Raw genomic sequence first — 20,221 nt, forward strand, 5'->3', positions numbered from 1 at the left:
AAAACAAGCGGCATAGGTCTGCATTACGTGAGTTTATGGTCGTTTGGCTAAGAACAGACGAGTTAGTGCTGGTACATCCAGTACCAGACATACCTGTCCGCTGCCTAGAAGCGTAACGCCACCAAACAAATCAATGGTATCCAGCGGCTTACTCATGGGTTTAATGACGATGTCCTGCTGGCGCAGAAAACGGTCGACAATAAGCCCGAGCTTGCGGTTGCTGTAGTTAACGATGATGATATCCTGTCGGCCGGTAAGCTCTCCTTTTACGGCGGGAGGCAATGGACCATCACCATTGTGGAGTAAGTTTCGCAACGGTACTACCGGCACGTTTTCGTCCTGTACCCGGCTCATTAGCAACCCACCTACCACGTGAAAGTCGGTAGGTTGCAAGGAAACCACAGAATCGGTGTGCATGAGCGGAATAGCATAGCTACGCGCATCCAACTCGAATAAAAGGGCTCCTTTTACGGCAATAGAAGTAGGAAGCACCAGGGTAAACGTAGTGCCCTCTCCTAATACTGAATCAACACGGAGCTGCCCACCAAGGGAGTCGATGGCAAGCTTCACCACGTCGAGACCTACGCCACGGCCGGAAATTTCAGTTACTTCCTTAGCCATAGAAAAACCGGGTTCGAACAGGAAGGCCCGCACCGCGTCATCGTCTAGATTAGCCGCTACCTCTTGGCTTACTAGTCCTCGTTCAATAGCTTTCCGACGAACGTTCCCTACGTTGATACCCCGCCCATCATCTACTACTTGCAGCAACACTTCATCGCGTTGCGTCTGAGCAGAAAGGGTAAGGTGTCCTTGCGCCGACTTACCAGCAGCTAAACGGTCAGCGGGGGTTTCCAGTCCGTGACCAACGGCGTTCCGAACTAAATGCAGAAGCGCATCAGTAATTATCTGAAGGATGTTCCGATCGATCTGGATGTCTTCACCTACAATAGTCAGCTCTACATCCTTCTTCTCAGCCGTGGCTACGTCACGAACGACCCGAGGGAACTTGTTCAGCAACGAGCCCACATTCACCAAGCGAGCGTCCATTACGCTGTACTGGAGCTCGTCGGCAATGCGTGAGAAATGAGCTGCGGCCGTAGCTAGTGCTGGATTGCCAATCTCTCGACTGAGTGTCAGCACCCGGTCCCGATCAATAATTAGCTCGCCAACTAGGTTGAGTAGGTGATCTAACTTTTTAATTTGGATGTAGACCAAGTCAGAAAGCTCCAACTTCCGGTTAGCATCCTCATCATCTTCGTCAGAATCATCCTCCAGTATAGGCTCCTCTCCCTGTACCAGTCGGTCAAGGTTAGTGATTAGCTGGCTAATATCTGGTAGTTCGGCGCCTTCTCCTACCGCCCGAATCATTTCGCCAATGGTATCGACCCCGCGAAAGAGAACAGGCACCACTAGGCCCGTGAACGTCATTTCCTTGCTTCGAATGAGCCCGAAAATGGTTTCCATGTGGTGGGCGGCTTCTCCAATCTGGGTATAGCCCATCGCCCGGGAGTTCGACTTGAGATTGTGCATCAAGCGAAACAGCTCGTTTAAAGCTGCCTCGTCGGTTGGATTGCGCTCTAGCTCACTGATATGGCGGCTCATGGCGTCGTAATACTCGAGCGCCTCAGCCATGAATATTTCGCGGTACTCTTGCTCTCTCGACTTCATCGTGGTAGTGAATGAGAAGAAGCAAACATACCAGCCCGCCGTGCTGGCACCTGGCTAACGTGACGTAACACATAAGCCGTGATTTCGCGCAGCGGCAGCACTGCAGTAGCTAGCCCGGCCATAATTACGGCTTTAGGCATGCCGAATACAGCGGACGAAGCCTCATCTTGCGCTATTACTACTCCACCTTTCTGCCGGACATAGCTTGCACCCCGGGTCCCATCACTTCCGAGGCCAGAGAGAACCACCCCTAGTACTGAGCGCCCTGCAGTAGTTGCTACTGATTGCATCAATATATCAACAGAGGCACATCTAGGCTGGTTTCGTTTAAAAACTCAGTTTGCCAACCTTGCCAAGGAGAATTAGGTACGGGGCGAACTACCATATTGTACCCCCCAGGAGCTACCAACACGTGCCCCGCAACCAAGCGTGCTCCTTGTGTTGCAGCTTCTACGGGCAGCGAGGAGGCACGCTGCAGCCGATCTACTAGTGCATCGGTAAAGCCAGCCGGCAAGTGTACTGCTACCAGTACTGCCCAAGGGAAGTTAGTCGGCAGGTTGCGGACTACAGCCTCCACAGCGGTACTACCTCCCGTAGAGCCTCCAATAACCACAACCCCACCCGGTAGCAGGGGTGCCACTACTCGGCGCGCACTCATAGGTAAAGGCAAAGCTGCAGTAGGCTTCGGACGCATAGCGCCTACTTTCCGTAGGACCTCTCGTCGCCAGACTAGCTGCTCAGAGCCGTTTACAGGTAGTGCCGACAAATAATCCTGCACCCCTAATTGCGCTACTTCCCGCAACATTCCTGATAAGGGTGGGCGGGTACTATAAAGCAATACGGGGCCAGCGTATTGGCGGCGTAATTGCTCTAATCCTAGTAATTGATCTTCTCCCACTATTATTCCCCCTGGCTGCAAGCGCCTAGCCAATCGTGCTAATTCTTCGGTACCCGAAGCCGTACCAACAACTCGCAGGGAGGCATCGGTATGCAGCAAGCGGGTCAGCTCCCCTACCACTAGGTAGGAAGATTACCGAATACTATAGTGAAAGGAGTAGAAGAGTTGAGCACAGAGAAAATAGTGCGAGTAGAGGCAAACTGGGGTGGTACCCCTGTTGGCAGGTGATGGAAACGAGGTTATGCTTCGGTAGAATCTGAACCTTGCAAGGCGCTACCCACAATCTCAAGTACCTTCTCTTCCGAGAAAGGCTTCACGATGTAGGCAGTAGCACCGCTTTCCAACGCTTCGTTTACAATAACCTCCTGGCCTACAGCTGAACACATTACTACTTTAACGTCGGGCTGGTCCTGGCGAATACCTTTAAGAACATCAAGCCCCGTGTTATCAGGTAGGATGACGTCAAGGGTGATAAGGTCAGGAGTAGTTTGAGCTGCCATTTCCAGCGCCTGCTGCCCATTAGCAGCTTCTCCTACTACCTCATAGCCGGCGTCGGTGAGCATGTTCTTGAGCATCGTGCGCATGTAAAAAGAGTCGTCGACGATGAGGATGCGGTTTTTCATATTGGGTTGATCAAACAGAGAGAAAGAAGAGCAGCTGAACAGTTTATTAGCTTAGGCTTTTGTACGCGCGGCGGCGGCGGAAGATTCCCCTTTGGATTGCAACTGCATTATTTCGCCGGGGGTAAGCAATTTCAGCATGTCGAGTACCACGATAATTCGATCCTCGATTTTGGCAATTCCTTCAATGTACTTGTCGTGAATATTCAGATCCTGAATGAATTCAGGAGCCTTCTCGATAATGGAGACCGGAATAGACAAAGGCTGCGGTACTTCCCGCACCATAATGCCAATGGTGTAATCCTTGGCTTCGATGGCGAGGGTATACGTCACAGCAGGCAATTCCTCTCCTGCCGGCCGGAGCTGAAACCGCTCTTCCAGATCAATAACGGCAATGATGTCGCCGCGCAGGTTCGCAATGCCCTTCACGAAAGGAGGAGTTTTGGGCATACGCGCAATTTCAGGAGTAATAGTTACCTCCTTTACTTGTTCTATGCGAATGCCGTACTCCTCTTCTCCTAGCCGGAATACGATTAGCTGAATGACGGCTTCTTGTTTGCTGTATTTTTCGGACTCAGGCATACCTGAAACGGAAAGGGGGAAGTAGTAGCCAACCCATAATTAGCGGGTTGGCTTCACTATGCATCAGTAGAAAAATCAGAATTATTTCGCCTTGGCTTTGGTCTGCCGGGGCTTGGTGACAGGAGCTTCAGCCGCATCCGCAGGCTGAGGCGCTGCTTTTGCCGCACGGCGGGTGCTAGCCTTGCGGCTATTACCTCCGTTTGGCTGCTCAGTGGCAGCCTTTTCCTCCGTAGGCACTGCCGCCGGAACAGCCCGACGACCTGTTTTGCGCGCTGGAGCAGCAGTAATTACCTCTGGGGTAGCAACTGCTGAGGCCGCATTATGTCGGGTAGGGCGCGTGGCTGGGGCAGCTGGAACTGGAACTGCTGGGGCATTAGCACGCCGCGAAAGCAACCTATGACGCCGGATGGGCTCAGGCTCAGGCTCGGGTTCGGGCTCCAAATCCTCAATGAGTTGGAAGGCTGACAACCCAAGCTGAAGGTCATCGGCAATATCCGTGAGGTTTTGACTGCTGGTGGTTAGCTCCTGCATGCTGGTTGAGAGCTGCTTGGCAGTGCTAGCCACTTGCTGGGTACCAGAAGCTGTTTGCTCAGCAATGGCTACTACCTCTTCCACGTATTTTACTACGTCGCCAATCGAGGTCTTCTGAATTTCGGTAGCCGTTAGGATATCGCGCGAGGTGCGTAGCGTTTCGCCGCTGCTGGTAGCAATGTTTTTGAAGGCAGAGCTAGCTTCAAACGTAGCGTTTTTGCCTTTGAGTACCCGGCCTTCCATGGTTGAAATTGCCGTAGCAGCAGAAGTTGTATCCTTACGCACATCTTCTACCAGGGTAGCAATTTCGTTGGCCGACTTGCGGGAGCCCTCTGCTAGCTTGCGAATCTCTTCTGCTACTACCGCGAAACCCCGACCCGCTTCACCAGCGCGGGCTGCTTCGATAGCCGCATTCAGCGCGAGTAGATTGGTTTGCGCAGCAATGTCAGAGATGACGCCAAGCGACTTGCTAATCTCTACCGAACGCGTGTTAAGTACTTCAATGGTTTTAGAAGTTTGAGCAGCAGCTGAGCTGATTTCCTCCATGTTCTTCACCACCTCAGCCACTGTCTTTAGACCAAGCTGAGAAGTTTGCTCACCCAGAATAGCTGCTTTAATGCCTACATCGGCCTTGCCAGCGGTTTCCTTGGTGGCCTGCATGATTTCTTCAATCAGCTTAAAGGCCTGGTCAGTTTTAAGGGCTTGGTTCTGGGCACCTTCGGCCATCTGCTGCATAGCAAGGGCCACATCTACCGTTACTCGGCTCATTTCCTGGCCTTTCACTACCATTTCCTCCGACGACGTTCCTACTACTTGTGACGAGTCGTTGATTTCAGCCAGCAGGTCGTTCAAATTGTCAACGGCAAGGTTCAGGGCCGCAGCCATTGATTGAATGTCGCCGGCCGTTGTTACCTCTACCTGTTGCGTAAGGTCACCCTCAGAAATAGCGCGCACTACACGGCTTACCTCCAGTACCGGAGAGGCAATGGATTCGAGCAGGTCGTTGAGCGTATCTACAATTTCCTTCCACGAACCACTCACGCCGCCTACCGTAGCTCGCTCCGTCAGTTTGCCTTCTACGCCAGCTACTTTAGCCACGCGGCTTACTTCCTGAGCGAGGCGGTTCAGGTCATCCACCATGCGGTTGATGGTATCTGCTAGGTCTGCTACCTCACCCTTGGCATCTAGCGTCAGCTTCTGTGTTAGGTCACCTTGCGATACGCCAGTTACTACTTTTACAATGCCTCGTACTTGCGTTGTGAGGTTGGCGGCAAGGATGTTTACGTTATCCGTCAAGTCCTTCCACACCCCCGTCACATTGGGCACATTGGCCTGGCCACCGAGTTTACCCTCGGTACCTACTTCCTGAGCCACACGGGTTACCTCACCCGCAAAGATGTTGAGCGAGTCCACCATCTGGTTGATGTTGTCCTTCAAGTCAAGCAGCTCACCTTTTACGTCTACGGATACCTTCTGACTCAAGTCGCCGCGGGCAACAGCCGTCGTCACGTTGGCGATGTCGCGTACCTGGCTAGTCAAGGAAGCCGCCATCGTGTTTACGTTGTCGGTCAAGTCCTTCCATGTACCACGCACATTGGGCACAACCGCCTGGCCGCCGAGACGACCTTCGGTACCTACCTCGCGCGCTACACGGGTTACTTCGTCGCCGAACGTATTCAGCGAGTCCACCATCTGGTTTAGGTTGTCTTTAAGCTGTAGCAGCTCACCGCGTACATTTACCGTCACTTTCTGGCTCAAGTCGCCGCGGGCAACAGCCGTCGTTACGTTGGCGATGTCGCGTACCTGGCTAGTCAAGGAAGCCGCCATCGTGTTTACGTTGTCGGTCAAGTCCTTCCATGTGCCTGACACGCTAGGTACGTTGGCCTGGCCACCCAGGATACCCTCGGTGCCTACCTCCCGTGCTACACGGGTTACTTCGCCCGCAAAGATGTTGAGCGAGTCCACCATTTGATTGAGGATGTTTTTCAGGTCGAGAATTTCGCCTTTCACATCCACCGTCATCTTCTGGGTTAGGTCGCCTTTTGCTACGGCCGTGGCTACGTTGGCAATGTCTCGTACCTGAGAGGTCAGGTTCGAGGCCATCGTGTTTACGTTGTCGGTCAACTCCTTCCAAGTTCCCCCTACCCGAGGTACAGAAGCTTGGCCACCCAAGCGACCTTCGGTACCTACTTCACGCGCTACACGGGTTACTTCATCGCCAAAGATGTTGAGCGAGTCCACCATCTGGTTCAGGATGTTTTTCAGCTCTAGGATTTCGCCTTTCACATCCACCGTCATCTTCTGGCTCAAGTCACCGCGGGCTACGGCGGTAGCTACGTTGGCAATGTCTCGCACCTGCAGTGTCAGGTTTGAGGCCATGTAGTTTACGTTGTCGGTCAACTCCTTCCACACCCCCGCCACATTGGGCACCGAGGCCTGGCCACCCAGCTTACCTTCCGTACCTACTTCGAGGGCTACGCGGGTTACTTCGCCCGCAAACAGGTTGAGCGAGTCCACCATCTGGTTCAGGTTCTGCTTCAACTGCAGCAGTTCCCCCTTCACATCCACCGTAATCTTCTGACTTAGGTCGCCCTTGGCTACAGCGGTAGCTACGTTGGCAATGTCTCGCACCTGCAGTGTCAGGTTTGAGGCCATGTAGTTTACGTTGTCGGTCAACTCCTTCCACACCCCTGCCACATTGGGCACCGAGGCCTGGCCGCCTAGGCGGCCTTCCGTACCTACCTCTTGTGCCACGCGGGTTACTTCGCCCGCAAACAGGTTGAGCGAGTCCACCATCTGGTTCAGGTTCTGCTTCAACTGCAGCAGTTCCCCCTTCACATCCACCGTAATCTTCTGGGTCAGGTCGCCCTTGGCTACAGCGGTAGCTACGTTGGCAATGTCTCGTACCTGCAGTGTCAGGTTTGAGGCCATTGTGTTCACGTTATCGGTCAGCTGCTTCCATACACCACCCACGTTCGGTACTGAGGCTTGACCACCCAGCTTACCTTCCGTACCTACCTCTTGTGCCACGCGGGTTACTTCGCCCGCAAACAGGTTGAGCGAGTCCACCATCTGGTTCAGGTTCTGCTTCAACTGCAGCAGTTCCCCCTTCACATCCACCGTAATCTTCTGGGTCAGGTCGCCCTTGGCTACGGCCGTGGCTACGTTGGCAATGTCTCGTACCTGAGAGGTCAGGTTCGAAGCCATGTAGTTTACGTTGTCCGTCAGTTCTTTCCAAATACCACCCACGTTCGGTACCGAAGCCTGGCCACCCAGCTTACCTTCCGTACCTACCTCTTGTGCTACGCGGGTTACTTCGCCCGCGAACAGGTTGAGGTTGTCAATTGTCTTGTTGATGGTTTCGGCCATCACCTTGAAGTCACCCGACACGGGAATTTGGAAGGTCTCATCCAAATTGCCCTTGCTGATGTTCTTCAGTACTTTGCCTACTTCCAACACCGGTACGGCAATGCTGTCTACCAAGCCGTTGATGTTATTGATCATATCGCGCCAGAAACCAGCGGCATTATCGGCAGAGGCACGTGCCTTCAGGTTGCCTTCTACTCCCGCTACTTTCGAGATGCGCGACACTTCTCCTCCTACTCCACCAATCATCTCCACCATGGAGTTGTAGGCTTCAGCTATTTCGGCAAAGATGTCATCGTTTTGCTTGGTCAGGCGCACTGATACGTCCCCCTTCTTAAAGGCGTCGAGGGCGTAGAGCACCCGGTTGAGCTGCTCGTTGACATACTCTGAATCAGCCGTGGCACCCAAGTGGGAGCTGCTCCCCCGTTTTCGGTAGAGTTGCCATTGCGGGTTCCGTTTGCACGGCCTGGTTCCTCCGAGCCATTGGCAAGCGCGGGGGTCAAGGCATTTAAAGATTCCGGGTTGGTGGTATCCGGTTGATTATTCCTGGGCGTCTTTGCTGAGGCCATAGACAAAGTAGAGTGGCGATGTCAGCAAAAGCTGACGGTGCACGAACGGAACGGTTGGTGGGCTGGTTCCTAGACTTACAAAGGTAGTAAATCAAGCATTGTAGCCACTATTCAGCTTGAAAACTTACTCCTTAATATTAACTGGCGGATGCTGAACCTCTTGCCTGCGGGTTCATGTTCCTCAACTACCTTATAAAGCCTCAACTAGGGCTTTTCTACATCGTAATATTACTGGGCCGCAGTTGTCTACCGGATTATTCCAGCATCTTTGCGGCAAAATTCAACTTTACGCCGTGTGGACCGTTTTTAATACTCCACCCACGGCAACGCTCCTGTCGCCAGCATCCCCTGTATGGTAAAAAATCTAGTCATCGTCGAGTCTCCGGCCAAAGCCAAAACCATTGAAGGGTATTTGGGGAAGGACTTTATTGTCAAATCCAGCTTTGGCCACGTACGTGACTTGCCGAAGGACAACAATGCCATCGACATTGCGAATGGCTTCAAACCTACCTATGTTGTTTCGGCCGACAAGCGGGAGGTTATCAGCCAACTGAAGAAACTAGCGAAGGAGGCTGAAACGGTATGGCTAGCCAGTGACGACGACCGGGAGGGTGAAGCTATTTCTTGGCACTTAGCCGAAACCTTGAATCTGAGCGGTGGCGAAAAAACGCGCCGCATCGTGTTTCGTGAAATCACGAAGAACGCCATTCTCAATGCCATTGCTAGCCCTCGGGAAATCGACCTTAACTTGGTGAATGCCCAACAGGCCCGGCGGGTGCTTGACCGTTTGGTTGGCTTTGAGCTGAGCCCAGTACTGTGGAAGAAAGTAAAGACTGGCCTTTCTGCTGGGCGCGTGCAATCGGTGGCAGTGCGTCTGGTAGTTGAGCGGGAGCGGGAAATCAATCAGTTTAAGGTTTCCTCGGTGTACCGCGTGGTTGCCAAGTTTGATGCAGGCCGCGGTGCCGTGCTAGAAGCCGAGCTTCCTACCCGCTTTAAAACCCGCGAAGAAGCTGAGGCATTCTTGTCGCGTTGCATTGGCGCTACCTATCGCATTGAGAACTTGGAGAAGAAACCTGGTAAGCGCAGCCCTGCGCCACCTTTTACTACTTCTACTCTGCAACAGGAGGCTTCGCGTAAGCTAGGCTTCTCAGTAGCGCAAACCATGAGTGTGGCTCAAAAGCTGTACGAAGGTGGCAAGATCAGCTATATGCGTACTGACTCCGTAAACTTATCGCAAGATGCGTTAGCAGCCGCTAAGGAAGCTATTTCGGCCGCCTATGGTCCAGAATATGCGCACAGCCGTCAATTTAAGACTAAGTCGGCGTCGGCCCAGGAAGCTCACGAAGCTATTAGGCCTACTGATTTCGCTCTGGTAAAAGCTGGTGAGGACTCGCAAGAGCAGCGCCTATACGACCTGATTCGTAAGCGTGCCTTAGCTTCGCAAATGGCCGATGCCACTATTGAGCGCACGGTAGCCACCATTGGTATCAGCACGCAACCAGGTGTGTCCTTATCTGCTACGGGCGAGGTTATCACGTTTGAGGGCTTCCTCAAAGCCTATGCAGAGTCAAAAGACGAGGATGAGCAAGACGGTGAGTCGTCGTTCTCGCGTGGCTTGCCGCCCCTCAACGTGGACCAGGAGTTACCCTTGCAGCAGTTGCGGGCTACGGAGCGCTACGCTCAGCCCCCAGCGCGCTACACGGAAGCTTCACTGGTAAAGAAGTTGGAGGAAATGGGTATTGGCCGTCCTTCTACCTACGCGCCTACTATCAGCACCATTCAGAAGCGGGGCTACGTAGAGAAAGACTCCCGTGAAGGCAAGGAACGTAAATTCCACCTGCTCACGCTGGAAGGTGACACGGTAAAAACCGAAGTAAAAACTGAGACCTTCGGCGCCGATAAAGCTAAGCTGTTTCCCACCGACACGGCTATGGTGGTAAACGACTTTTTAGTGGAGCACTTCCCCGTAATCGTTGACTTCCAGTTCACCGCTAAGGTAGAAGACGAGTTCGACCGCATTGCAGATGGTCAAGAGCAGTGGACGGACATGCTGGCTGGCTTCTACGGAACCTTCCACGAGACTGTGGAGCGTGGTCAGGATATTGAACGTAGCACCCTGGGTAGCACTCGGGAGATTGGTGCTCACCCGGAAACGGGGCAAAAAATTACTGCTCGCCTAGGCCGCTTCGGTCCCTACGTGCAGATAGAGCCCAAAGAAGGCTCGGAAGAAAAGGCCGTGTATGCTAGCCTGCGCAAAGGGCAGTTTATCGAGAATATTACCTTAGAGGAGGCACTGGACCTGTTCAAACTCCCACGCATTGTAGGGCAGTTTGAAGAAAAGGACATGACGGCTGCTCTCGGCCGCTTTGGTCCCTACATCCGCCACGACAGCAAGTTCTACTCGATTGGCAAGGAGCAAGATCCGCACACCATTACAGCTCAGGAAGCAATTGACTTGATTGAAGCCAAGCGCAAAGCAGATGCGGAACGCCTCATCAAGGAGTTTACGGAGCGCCCAGATGTGCAAATCCTGAACGGCCGCTTTGGACCATACATCGTAGTCGGCAAGAAAAATGTGAAGATTCCAAAGGGCGAAGAGCCCGCCGGACTCACCTTAGAGCGTTGCTTGGAACTAGCCGAAGCTACTCCCGACAAGCCAGCCAAGGGCGGACGCTTTGCTAAGAAGGCCGTTACCCCCGATGCAACGGAGAAGGTGGACATGCCTGCCAAGAAGCCTGCAGCGAAAAAAGCAGCAGCAAAGAAGCCCGCTGCCAAGAAAGCCACCGATACAACCACTAAAAAGGCCACCAAAGCCAAATAGTCCTTTTAAAATTACTCAAAAGCCCTACCCTGTCTATATCAGGTAGGGCTTTTTTGTGCTCTGAGAATTGGCTTATTGACAATCAATCTTATAAGGTCATTCAGTAGTAGTTACTCTAATTTGCTTGGGCAGGTGCCGGTCTTTAGGCGCAGCAGTAGCAGCGTGGACCAAGTAACAGAAGAAGATGAAAATGCGTCTTTAGTAGCGTTTGTCGTTCTATACTGTCAAAGATGAAGAAGATTGTAGCGCTAACAGGAGCAGGTATTTCGGCGGAAAGCGGATTAGCGACGTTTCGTGGCGCCGATGGGCTTTGGGAAGGACACCGAATAGAGGATTTGGCCTCTCCAGAAGGCTGGGCACGAAACCCTAGTCTTGTCCTGGATTTTTATAATCAACGACGCCGATCAGCCCGTGAGGCTGAGCCCAACGCTGGTCACCAAGCCCTAGTGGAGCTAGCACAGGACTTTGAGGTCGTGATTATCACGCAAAACGTAGACAACCTTCACGAGCGGGCTGGTAGTCAGCAGGTAATTCATTTGCACGGGCAGCTATTTGAAGCCCGTAGCTCTTACTTCGACCAGTTGGTTTACCCCATGGAATCGGACCTCATAGAGCTTGGCGACCTGTGTGAAAAAGGCTACCAGCTTCGTCCAAACATTGTATGGTTTGGCGAGCAAGTACCCCTTATGGAACGCGCTATTGAAGAAGCCGCTACCGCCGATGCCTTCCTAGTTATCGGTACTTCCTTACAAGTGTACCCTGCAGCTAGCCTGGTGCATTATACTCGCCCGGATTGTCCTATCTATATCATTGACCCAAACCAACCTGCCGTTTCGGGCCGCCCTAGCCTGCACTTTGTGCCAGAGCCAGCCACTACCGGGGTAACACGGGTAGCGCGCGAGTTACGAGAGCAACTCGTTTGACGGCGTCCATCCCCAGTCAAGGCAGCGTAGTGCTCGTCCGTTTTGCGGAAACAGGCTCCCCACTAGCCAAGTGCATAGTTCCTTCCAAACAGTCAAAGATGGCATCCATTGTTGGGCACATGGTATTGGGTACAACCCTGGGCAAACTGCTGCTGCCGGCCAAGAGCAATTGGCGCTGGTGGTTACTGCCGCTGCCTGTGCATTTCTGCCCGATGCCGATGGTATTGGGTTTGCCTTTCGCGTGCCGTATGCGGGGTTGTGAGGCCACCACGGACTTCCCCATCCCCTGTTGGCCGCCGTGGTGGTTACGGCAAGTATCGTAGCTGGTGTAGCCATCATTCGGCCGAAGCCAGCCCCACCTCTCTTGCGGGTTTGGATAGCACTCAGGCTGGCTACTGCTTCGCACGGGGTGCTAGATGCCATGACAACCGGTGGCCTCAGTGTGGCCTTCTTCAGCCCTTGAAACCCAGAACGCTATTTCTTTGATTTACGCCCCATTCAAGTTTCGCCGATTGGGGTGAAGAAGTTTATAGGTGAGTGGGTAGCGCGTGTTCCCCGTAGTGAAGCACAATGGATTGATACTACCCTGTTTGGTAGTGCTTGTAGTGCAGCGGTTTATACACAGCATAGAAGCGAGGGCATAGCCGATTTAGCTTATTTTAGAGCAGAACAAGAAGTGAAGAAAACCTTAAAATTAAAATTAGGTTAAATCTGATCCGTTGCTTCTGCGTAGAACAGCCTTCTACAACTCCCCTTATGCCTCCACGCTACACTCGCGCGCTGCTTACTGGCCTTGGTTTAGCGGCCACTTTCCCCGCCTTTTCGCAGTCAGTTTCTCCTACTCATACTGTTTACTTACTCGGCAACACTGCTACTACCGATCTTCCAGTTCAACATGTACAGGCGCTGCGTCGGACTTTGGAGCAGCAAACTGGTACGTTCACGGTAGTTCATCTGGGCGATGTAGTAGGAAACGAAGGCCTGGGCAGTAAGAAGGACTCTGCTCAGGCTGCACAAACTGCCCGGGCCGATGCACTTATTGGCTTGGTTCAGGGACTACCGAATGGTAAGCTATACTTCATCCCCGGCGACAAGGATTGGGCGAACTCCGGGCCCGAAGGCCTAAAGCGGGTGCGGCGCCTCGAAAAGTATATCGAGGACAGGCTGCCCGGCCAAAACGCCTTCCTGCCTACCGGTGGATGCCCAGGCCCTGAAGTGGTAGATGTTGCCAGCAATGTGCGCCTTGTGGCCATCAACTCGCCGTGGTGGACCCATCCGTACGACCGGCCTGAAGCCCCCGACACGGAGTGCAAAACGCTTACGAAGGAAGAATTCCGAGAGCAGCTGCAAGATGTGCTGGACGACACCAAGGGCCGCAATGTGCTGCTGGTTGGTCACCAACCCATTTTCAGTACGGGCGTGTATGGTGGCCACATGCCCTTGAGCCGGCATTTGCTGCCTCCAGTGCTGGGCACCGTATACGCAGCTTACCGCCAAAACGTGGGGTCTCCGCGCGATTTAGCCAACCCAGCCTACCAGGAGTTCCAGAAGGACATGACGAACACCTTAAAGGATAATCCTGGGGTTGTGTACGCCTCCGCCCACGACTACAGCTTACAGCTGACCCCGTTTGCGGGCAACTACCAGGTGGTATCAGGCTCTTTTTCTGAGAAGCAGCACGTGGGCGCCAATGGCACGTCGCAGTTCAATATATCGGAGGAAGGATTTTCCAAGGTAGAGTACTACGCAGATGGCACTGTAAAAACCGCTTTTTACACGTTCACCGGAAGCGGTACCGACGTGAAGGAGGCGTATGCTACTACCCTGTTTCAGTCGGCTTGCCAGGAACCGCGCTTACCCAAAATTCCGGTCAATAGCTTTATTCCCGAGTGTCCTACGGCGCCCAAAGGAGTAGCTGAGGTCAAACCAGATGCCCCGTTTCAACCTACTCAAACCCTGGCCGCGGGCAAGCAGTACGGCGGCACCCGATCATCCCGGTTCTGGCTCGGCGACCTGTATCGGACTTCTTGGACCCAGCCGGTGCAAGTGCCTACTCTTAACCTAGCGACAGAAAAGGGTGGGCTGCGGCCGTTTGGTCGTGGGGGCGGACGCCAGACTACCTCCCTTAAGCTTATTGCTGCCGACTCTTCAGAGTACGTGTTTCGCTCGGTTGATAAGGATGTGACGCGCATCTTGCCACCCGAATTGCGCCGCTCTATTGCCGCCGACGTGCTGCGCGAAATCACGGCTACGGCCCACCCTACTCGGCGCTGGTTACGGGGTCATTACTGGATAAAACGGATATTCTGCATGCCCGGCCGCGGTTGTTTGTGCTCCCCGACAACAACCAGCTGGGCCCCTACCGAGAAGAGTATGCCGGTCTGCTTGGCACGCTAGAGGACCGGCCTGTAGACCCCAAGCCAAACCTACCCGGCTTTGGAGGGGCCACCGATGTGCGCCGTTCGTTTAGCTTCTTCCGCCAGCTGTATAAAGACAACGATAACCGCATTGATGCCGTGGCGCTGGGCCGCGCCCGCGCCTTCGATATGCTGGTGGCCGATTTTGGCAAGCACGAAGACAACTGGAAGTGGGCCGGCTATAAAGACGGCAAGAAGACCGTGTACAAACCCATTCCGCGCGACCGGGACCAGTCGTTTACGCTGTGGAATGGGGCACTTACTTACCTTGCCAACCGGGAATGGGCTGTGCCCAGCATCGAAGACTTCCAATCAGAGTTTCATGACCTGAAGAGCCTAAACTGGCCGGCTCGCCACCTCGACCGTTTTTTGCTTCAAAGCCTAAGCCGGGAGCAATGGCAGGAAATAGGCAAGTACATGCAGGAACGCATTACGCCGGCCGCCATCGACGAGGCAACGGCTACGTTGCCTCAAGAGCTAAAACCCCTTTCAGGCGACCAACTAAATCGTAAGCTAAAAGCTCGCATTCAGGAGCTACCCCGGGCACTCGATGATTACTACCTGCTCCTGGCAAAACGGGTAGACATAGTAGGCTCCAACAAGGCGGAAGTATTCTTGGTAGACCGCCTCTCGAATGGTAGTGTGCGGGTGCAGATGTTTGATAAAGCCAAGGAAGGTGACGGACCCAATGGCAGGCCGCTTTTTGACCGCACGTTCCACCCCAAGGAAACCAGTGAGGTGAGCCTCTACGGCCTCGATGGCAAAGATGTATTCACCGTCGCGGGAACGGCTAAGCGCAGTGTATTGGTACGCATCATAGGGGGCGACGGCAAAGACCAGATTGCCGACGACTCGCACGTGAGCGGCCTGCGCGCTAAAACCAAGGTGTACGATGTAATTGATACGGACTTGAAAGCCAGCTCCGAGACGGATAACCGCACCTCTACCCAACCAGAGGTAAACGCCTACGACCGGGAGCAGTTTGAATACGACACGTATAAGCCCCGTGCTACCTTAATCTATAATCAGAGCGACGGGTTTGGCGCAGGCGTAGGAGTAGACTTCGTGCACCAAGGGTTCCGCAAGCCGAACTACAAAAACCTGTATTCATTTGATATACGGGGGTCTAGCAACGGCAATTTTCAGGTAGCCTTGGCTTCGCGTTATCGGCATGCATTCGGGCAGTGGGATATAGGCGCCCGCACCGAGTATGGTAATTTTTTCCCTTTCTACAACTTCTTTGGCTTGGGGAACAACACTAACAAAGACGAAGGACTGTACGACGATAACTACTATAAGGCCCGCTACAAAGGCTACACGCTCAGCGCCTTCACGGAGCGGGTGTTTTGGCAGCGCAGCGTGTTTCGCATCGGGCCAACGTATGAGCACTACACGTCGAATTACGCCACCAACAGCTACCTGGGGCAGCTATTCAACAGCCCGCAGTTCCCCGAAACAGGAGTTCCTAATGCTAGTTTCCAGCGTCTAATTGGCTTAAACGCTTTGCTAGACTTGGATTTGCGAGACCGACAGAGCTTTGCTCGACGTGGCGTGCGCCTGCGCGTACAGCACGACAGCTACCATCAGCTTAATCGCAGCAAGAGCAACTTTGGCCTCACCCAAGCCTTCGCTGAGTACTATGGCACGGCTCGGCTGGGTATTCCCGTAACGCTGGTTCTAAAGGGCGGAGGCGCCAAAAATTACGGCAACGACGAGGAAATTCCCTTCTACAAATTTACCAGCTTAGGACTCCGTGAAAACCTACGCGGCTACTACCGCAACCGCTTCACCGGCGACGCCAGCTTGTATCTGAATACAGAGCTACGCTTGGCGCTTGGGCGGGTGCAAACGGGCTTCTTGCCTTTCTCGTACGGTGTATTCGGCTTCTATGATAAAGGCCGAGTATACTTCCAAGGCTCCTCCCCTAGCGGCTGGCATGAAGGCTACGGCGGCGGCTTCTACATCGCCCCGGTGTCCGACCAACTGGCATTGTCCGTATCCTATCAAAAGTCGCCAGAAAATGGTCTGATTCAGTTCGGCCTGGGCTTCCGCATTGATAACTAAGTGCTTTGCTGCTGACTGATGCGCCCTGTTTCCGCGAAAACAGGGCGCATTGACTTGCTAACGTGCTTTTGACCGTGCCTTCCCCACTATGACCGGCTATATTTGGTCATATTCTTTCGCTCAACTCTCTACTGAATGGAATATCCGCTCCTGAAACTTGCTGCCATTGACATCGGCTCGAATGCCGTGCGGTGCCAGATTTCGGCCGTACTCCACTACGGCGACCGGTACCGCCTCAAGCGCGTAGAGTACGTGCGCTACCCACTGCGTCTAGGCGAAGATGTTTTCGCCACCGGCCGCATCTCAGACAAGAAACAGGAGAAGTTTGTCAAGTTTCTGCATGCGTTGCGCTTACTCATGGAAGTGCACGACGTAGCCCCCAACCATTACCTCATTTGCGCCACTTCCGCTATGCGCACCGCCACCAATGGCCAGGCTGTAGCGCAACGAGTGCAGAAGGAACTGGGTATGACCATCCGCGTGATTGATGGCCAGGATGAGGCGGCCTACATCAACCGCGTAATTGAACAACTGCTCGAAGACAATAAGCACTACCTGCATATTGACGTGGGAGGTGGCAGCACTGAGTTCAACATCTACCACAACCGCCGCAAGGTAGCTTCCCAGTCGTTTGAGGTAGGCTCAATCCGCCGGATGCAGCAAGAAGAATCTGGCCTGGGTGCCGATGCGCTTAACGCTACCTGGAAGCGCATGGAGGAGTGGGTTACTGAGAATGCCCGCCGCTACCACGTATCGCGCGCCATTGGCACGGGCGGCAACATCAACAAGCTCTACAGCTTAGCCCAGCCCCAGCTTGATAAGCCCGTAACGCGGCGGCGTATTGCCACCATCCTCGAGCAGCTCACGGGCATGACCATGGATGAGCGCGTTAACGTAGCGCTACTCAACCCCGACCGGGCCGACGTGATTGTGCCGGCTGGTCACATCTACTTGTCGGCTATGGAGTGGGCCCACATTCACCAAATGATTGTACCCGACATTGGCCTTAAGGATGGTATGCTGCAAACGCTGTTTGAAGACCACTTTGACGAAATTCGGGCTAATGATGACCATTCTTTACAGAAGCCTATTCCCGCGGTGCAGAGTCGCCCAACCGAGGTAGAATAAGTAGCTGCGGATTCAACTCAAAGAAACAAAAAGGCCGGTACCACATGGTACCGGCCTTTTTGCTTCTCTTACTCTTGCGGATTGGCAACGCCTACTCTAACGCAGCCTCTTCATCTGGCTCTTGCCCGTCGTGGGCATCTACGGCAACGGGCTGCTCATTTTCTTCCTCCTCTACTTCTTGCGCATTGGGCTGATCGTAGGACGGGATGGAAGTGTGGTCATTGCCATTCGAATCAGCATTATCGTACAGTACATCGGCCCGGTTAAGCCATTCCTCGTACAGCGCGTTTTCACTCAGCAATGCGAAATTCTTGCTATAAAACTCCTTGTGCACGTTGAATACCGGCTCATCCGGCACTGGTTGGCGACGGATGTAGGCCCCATCCTCGCGCATGAGGTAGGTATTCTGATTATCCTTGAGGTTGAAATACAGGATATTGATGGCTTCCCGTTTTAGCTGCGGATTCACAATCAAGAACAAGGCTTCAATGCGACGGTCGAAGGAGCGCACCATCAGGTCGGCAGAGCCAGCGTAGACTTTCGGGTGGCCGGCTTGATGGAAGTAGAACAAGCGTGAGTGCTCCAAGTAGTCGCCTACAATGCTGCGTACCTCAATGTTGTCGCTGAGGCTAGCGCGCCCAGGACGCAGGCAGCAGATACCCCGTACGATGAAACGAATGGGCACGCCGGCACGGCTGGCTTTGTAGAACTCATCTATCATCTCCTTGTCCTCCAAGGAGTTCATCTTCATCACAATGCCACTGGGCAGCCCTTTTTTAGCGTTGCGCACTTCCTCCCGAATCAGAGAAATAAGCTGCTGACGCATGTCTTTAGGAGCCGTAATCAGGTACTCGTAGTCATCGGGCTGGGAATGGCCCGTGATAACGTTGAAAAACTCTGATACATCATGCCCATACACGTCGTTGGTTGTCAATAGGCTGACGTCGGTATAAATGCGCGACGTTTGCTCGTTGTAGTTACCTGACCCAATGTGCACGTAGCGCGTTACCTTCTCCCCTTCCTTACGGATAATTTGGAGCATTTTGGTGTGCGTCTTGTACTTGCTCACCCCGTAGATAACAAAGCAGCCAGCCTTTTCCAGGCGGGCCCCCTCCCGGATGTTGCGCTCCTCATCGAAACGCGCTTTCACCTCAAACAGTACCGATACGTGCTTGCCGTTTTCAGCGGCTTTAAGCAAAGCGGCTGTCACGCGCGAATCATCGGCCAGGCGGTAAATGGTTTGCTTGATTCCCAGAACGTGGGGGTCTTCAGCAGCTTGCTCCAACAAGCGTACTACTGGCTCAATGCTGTTGTACGGGTGGTGGAGCAGCACATCATGCTGCTTTAAGTAGTCAAATAAGTTGTCTTCGGCCCCCTCTGGCAGGCTGAGGGGCGTAACAGCCGCAGGCTGCTTGAAACCCTTGCCTCGGAAGTTCGGATGCTTTAGGACCTGGAATAGCCCCTTCAAATCAATTAAAGAACTGATAACAAATACATTGCCGTTATCAATATTCCACCGCTCCTTCAGTACTTGCATGAGTAGCGCCGAGGCATTTGGCTCTACCTCCAAGCGCACTACCCGGCCCTTCTTGCGAGTTTTCAGGCCCAGCTGAATTTCCTTGATGAAGTCCACATCAATGTCGTCAGACTCTTCCAAGGTGAAGTCGCCATTGCGCGTGATGCGAAACAAATCGGCCGATACAATTTCAACATTACGGAACAGCTTAGGCAGATTGGCCCGCACAATTTCCTCAATGGGCACAAAAATAACTTTGTCTTTGCGCGTTAGCTCAAAGAAGCGCGACAGGTTCTGGGGAATCTGCACGAAGGTGAGACGGTCTTGCCCGCGTTCCGCTTCCATGCTACCATCCAATCCACCGCCGGCTCGCGTCACAACCCCATAGATGAGCATCTGATTCATCATCAGCGGGAACCCGTGGTAGGAGTCGTACACCATGGGCGTGAGCAGCGGAAAGATGGTGTTCTTGAAGTAGCCATCAGCCTTCTTGAGCTCCAGCTCCGTCAGTTCAGACATCTTCAGTATGTTGAAGCCGTTTCTCTCAAACAGCGGCTTCAGCTCGTTGAGGTACGTGAGCGACTGATCGTTGACGAAACGGTGGGCAAAATCCAGCAGCTTGCGCCGGAATGGCAGCTCTCGCAGGCCAGAGTAATCAACCCGCTCTTTGCCATAATCCAGATAGTTATACAACGACCCCACCCGAATCATGAAGAATTCGTCAAGGTTGCTGGAAGTAATGGCCATAAACCGCAGCCGATCAAATAAGGACCGACCGGCATCTTTCGCTTGGTCGAGCACGCGGTAATTAAACCGTAACCAGCTCAGGTCGCGGCTAATGTATTTACTCTTGCGGATTAAGTCCGCGGATTTAAACAGTTTCATAACAGCAAGGAAAGGCCGGACAAAATACGAGCAAACGGCCCTTTGTAGGTACGTTACGCAGGAATAATAGCTGTGGCCTCTATTTCAACCAATAACTGTGGATCAATTGGGGCCTGTCCGGCTAGCATGGTGCTAGCAGACTAGATCTTGCCAAACGCTTCTGCATGGGCCTTCCCCACAGCTTCCCAATCAGCAATGTTGCTAAGGAAAATGCGTGTGCGGACCACCTGCTC

13 protein-coding genes and 1 pseudogene are annotated in these 20,221 nt (G+C 53.4%); 7 read left to right on the forward strand and 7 right to left on the reverse strand.

The window, feature by feature from the left end; translation table 11 throughout:
* Positions 1-33 precede the first annotated feature (33 nt).
* From VI25_RS05265 to VI25_RS05285, 6 genes and pseudogenes are all read right to left on the reverse strand, one after another.
* Positions 34-1,632, reverse strand: coding sequence for a chemotaxis protein CheA (locus tag VI25_RS05265; RefSeq protein WP_236704895.1), 1,599 nt, complete (start codon positions 1,630-1,632; stop codon positions 34-36).
* Positions 1,633-1,802: 170 nt separating this feature from the next.
* Positions 1,803-1,958, reverse strand: a pseudogene (locus tag VI25_RS28815) (chemotaxis protein CheB); the annotation flags it as partial.
* Positions 1,958-2,686, reverse strand: coding sequence for a chemotaxis protein CheB (locus VI25_RS05270; RefSeq protein ID WP_152981497.1), 729 nt, complete (start codon positions 2,684-2,686; stop codon positions 1,958-1,960). The gene VI25_RS05270 and the pseudogene VI25_RS28815, both read right to left, overlap by 1 nt.
* A gap of 119 nt (positions 2,687-2,805) precedes the next feature.
* A complete protein-coding gene (locus VI25_RS05275) occupies positions 2,806-3,189 on the reverse strand; it encodes a response regulator (RefSeq protein ID WP_045687322.1) in 384 nt (127 codons plus the stop codon).
* 51 nt (positions 3,190-3,240) lie between these two features.
* Complete coding sequence (locus VI25_RS05280) at positions 3,241-3,768, reverse strand: chemotaxis protein CheW (RefSeq protein WP_045687321.1); 528 nt, start codon at positions 3,766-3,768, stop codon at positions 3,241-3,243.
* 81 nt (positions 3,769-3,849) lie between these two features.
* On the reverse strand, positions 3,850-8,073 hold the full coding sequence (locus tag VI25_RS05285; RefSeq protein ID WP_152981498.1) for a HAMP domain-containing protein: 4,224 nt from the start codon (positions 8,071-8,073) through the stop codon (positions 3,850-3,852).
* 513 nt (positions 8,074-8,586) lie between these two features.
* Between VI25_RS05285 and topA the strand changes: the two genes are divergently transcribed.
* The 7 genes from topA (at position 8,587) to VI25_RS05315 (ending at position 17,587) form a co-directional block, all read left to right on the forward strand.
* A complete protein-coding gene (gene topA, locus VI25_RS05290) occupies positions 8,587-11,055 on the forward strand; it encodes a type I DNA topoisomerase (protein WP_045688840.1) in 2,469 nt (822 codons plus the stop codon).
* 230 nt (positions 11,056-11,285) lie between these two features.
* A complete protein-coding gene (locus tag VI25_RS05295; protein WP_045688839.1) occupies positions 11,286-11,978 on the forward strand; it encodes an SIR2 family NAD-dependent protein deacylase in 693 nt (230 codons plus the stop codon).
* 70 nt (positions 11,979-12,048) lie between these two features.
* Entirely contained in the window at positions 12,049-12,240 is a 192-nt protein-coding gene (locus VI25_RS05300; RefSeq protein ID WP_055562332.1) for a hypothetical protein, read from the forward strand.
* Positions 12,241-12,495: 255 nt separating this feature from the next.
* Positions 12,496-12,687 carry a hypothetical protein gene (locus VI25_RS24605; RefSeq protein WP_152981499.1) on the forward strand — a complete coding sequence of 64 codons (192 nt, stop codon included), beginning with the start codon at positions 12,496-12,498 and terminating at the stop codon, positions 12,685-12,687.
* A gap of 47 nt (positions 12,688-12,734) precedes the next feature.
* Entirely contained in the window at positions 12,735-14,375 is a 1,641-nt protein-coding gene (locus tag VI25_RS05305) for a hypothetical protein (RefSeq protein WP_055562333.1), read from the forward strand.
* Positions 14,303-16,459, forward strand: coding sequence for a hypothetical protein (locus tag VI25_RS05310; protein ID WP_045688837.1), 2,157 nt, complete (start codon positions 14,303-14,305; stop codon positions 16,457-16,459). The genes VI25_RS05305 and VI25_RS05310 overlap by 73 nt, the downstream gene beginning before the upstream one ends.
* Before the next feature lie 135 nt (positions 16,460-16,594).
* A complete protein-coding gene (locus VI25_RS05315; RefSeq protein ID WP_052695256.1) occupies positions 16,595-17,587 on the forward strand; it encodes a Ppx/GppA phosphatase family protein in 993 nt (330 codons plus the stop codon).
* A gap of 91 nt (positions 17,588-17,678) precedes the next feature.
* Here the strand turns inward: VI25_RS05315 and ppk1 are convergent, their stop codons facing one another.
* Positions 17,679-19,988 carry a polyphosphate kinase 1 gene (ppk1, locus tag VI25_RS05320; protein ID WP_045688836.1) on the reverse strand — a complete coding sequence of 770 codons (2,310 nt, stop codon included), beginning with the start codon at positions 19,986-19,988 and terminating at the stop codon, positions 17,679-17,681.
* Positions 19,989-20,221: the final 233 nt, after the last annotated feature.

Origin of the sequence: Hymenobacter sp. AT01-02 (genome assembly GCF_000961955.2) — a bacterium.
Classification (GTDB): Bacteria; Bacteroidota; Bacteroidia; order Cytophagales; family Hymenobacteraceae; genus Hymenobacter; species Hymenobacter mucosus.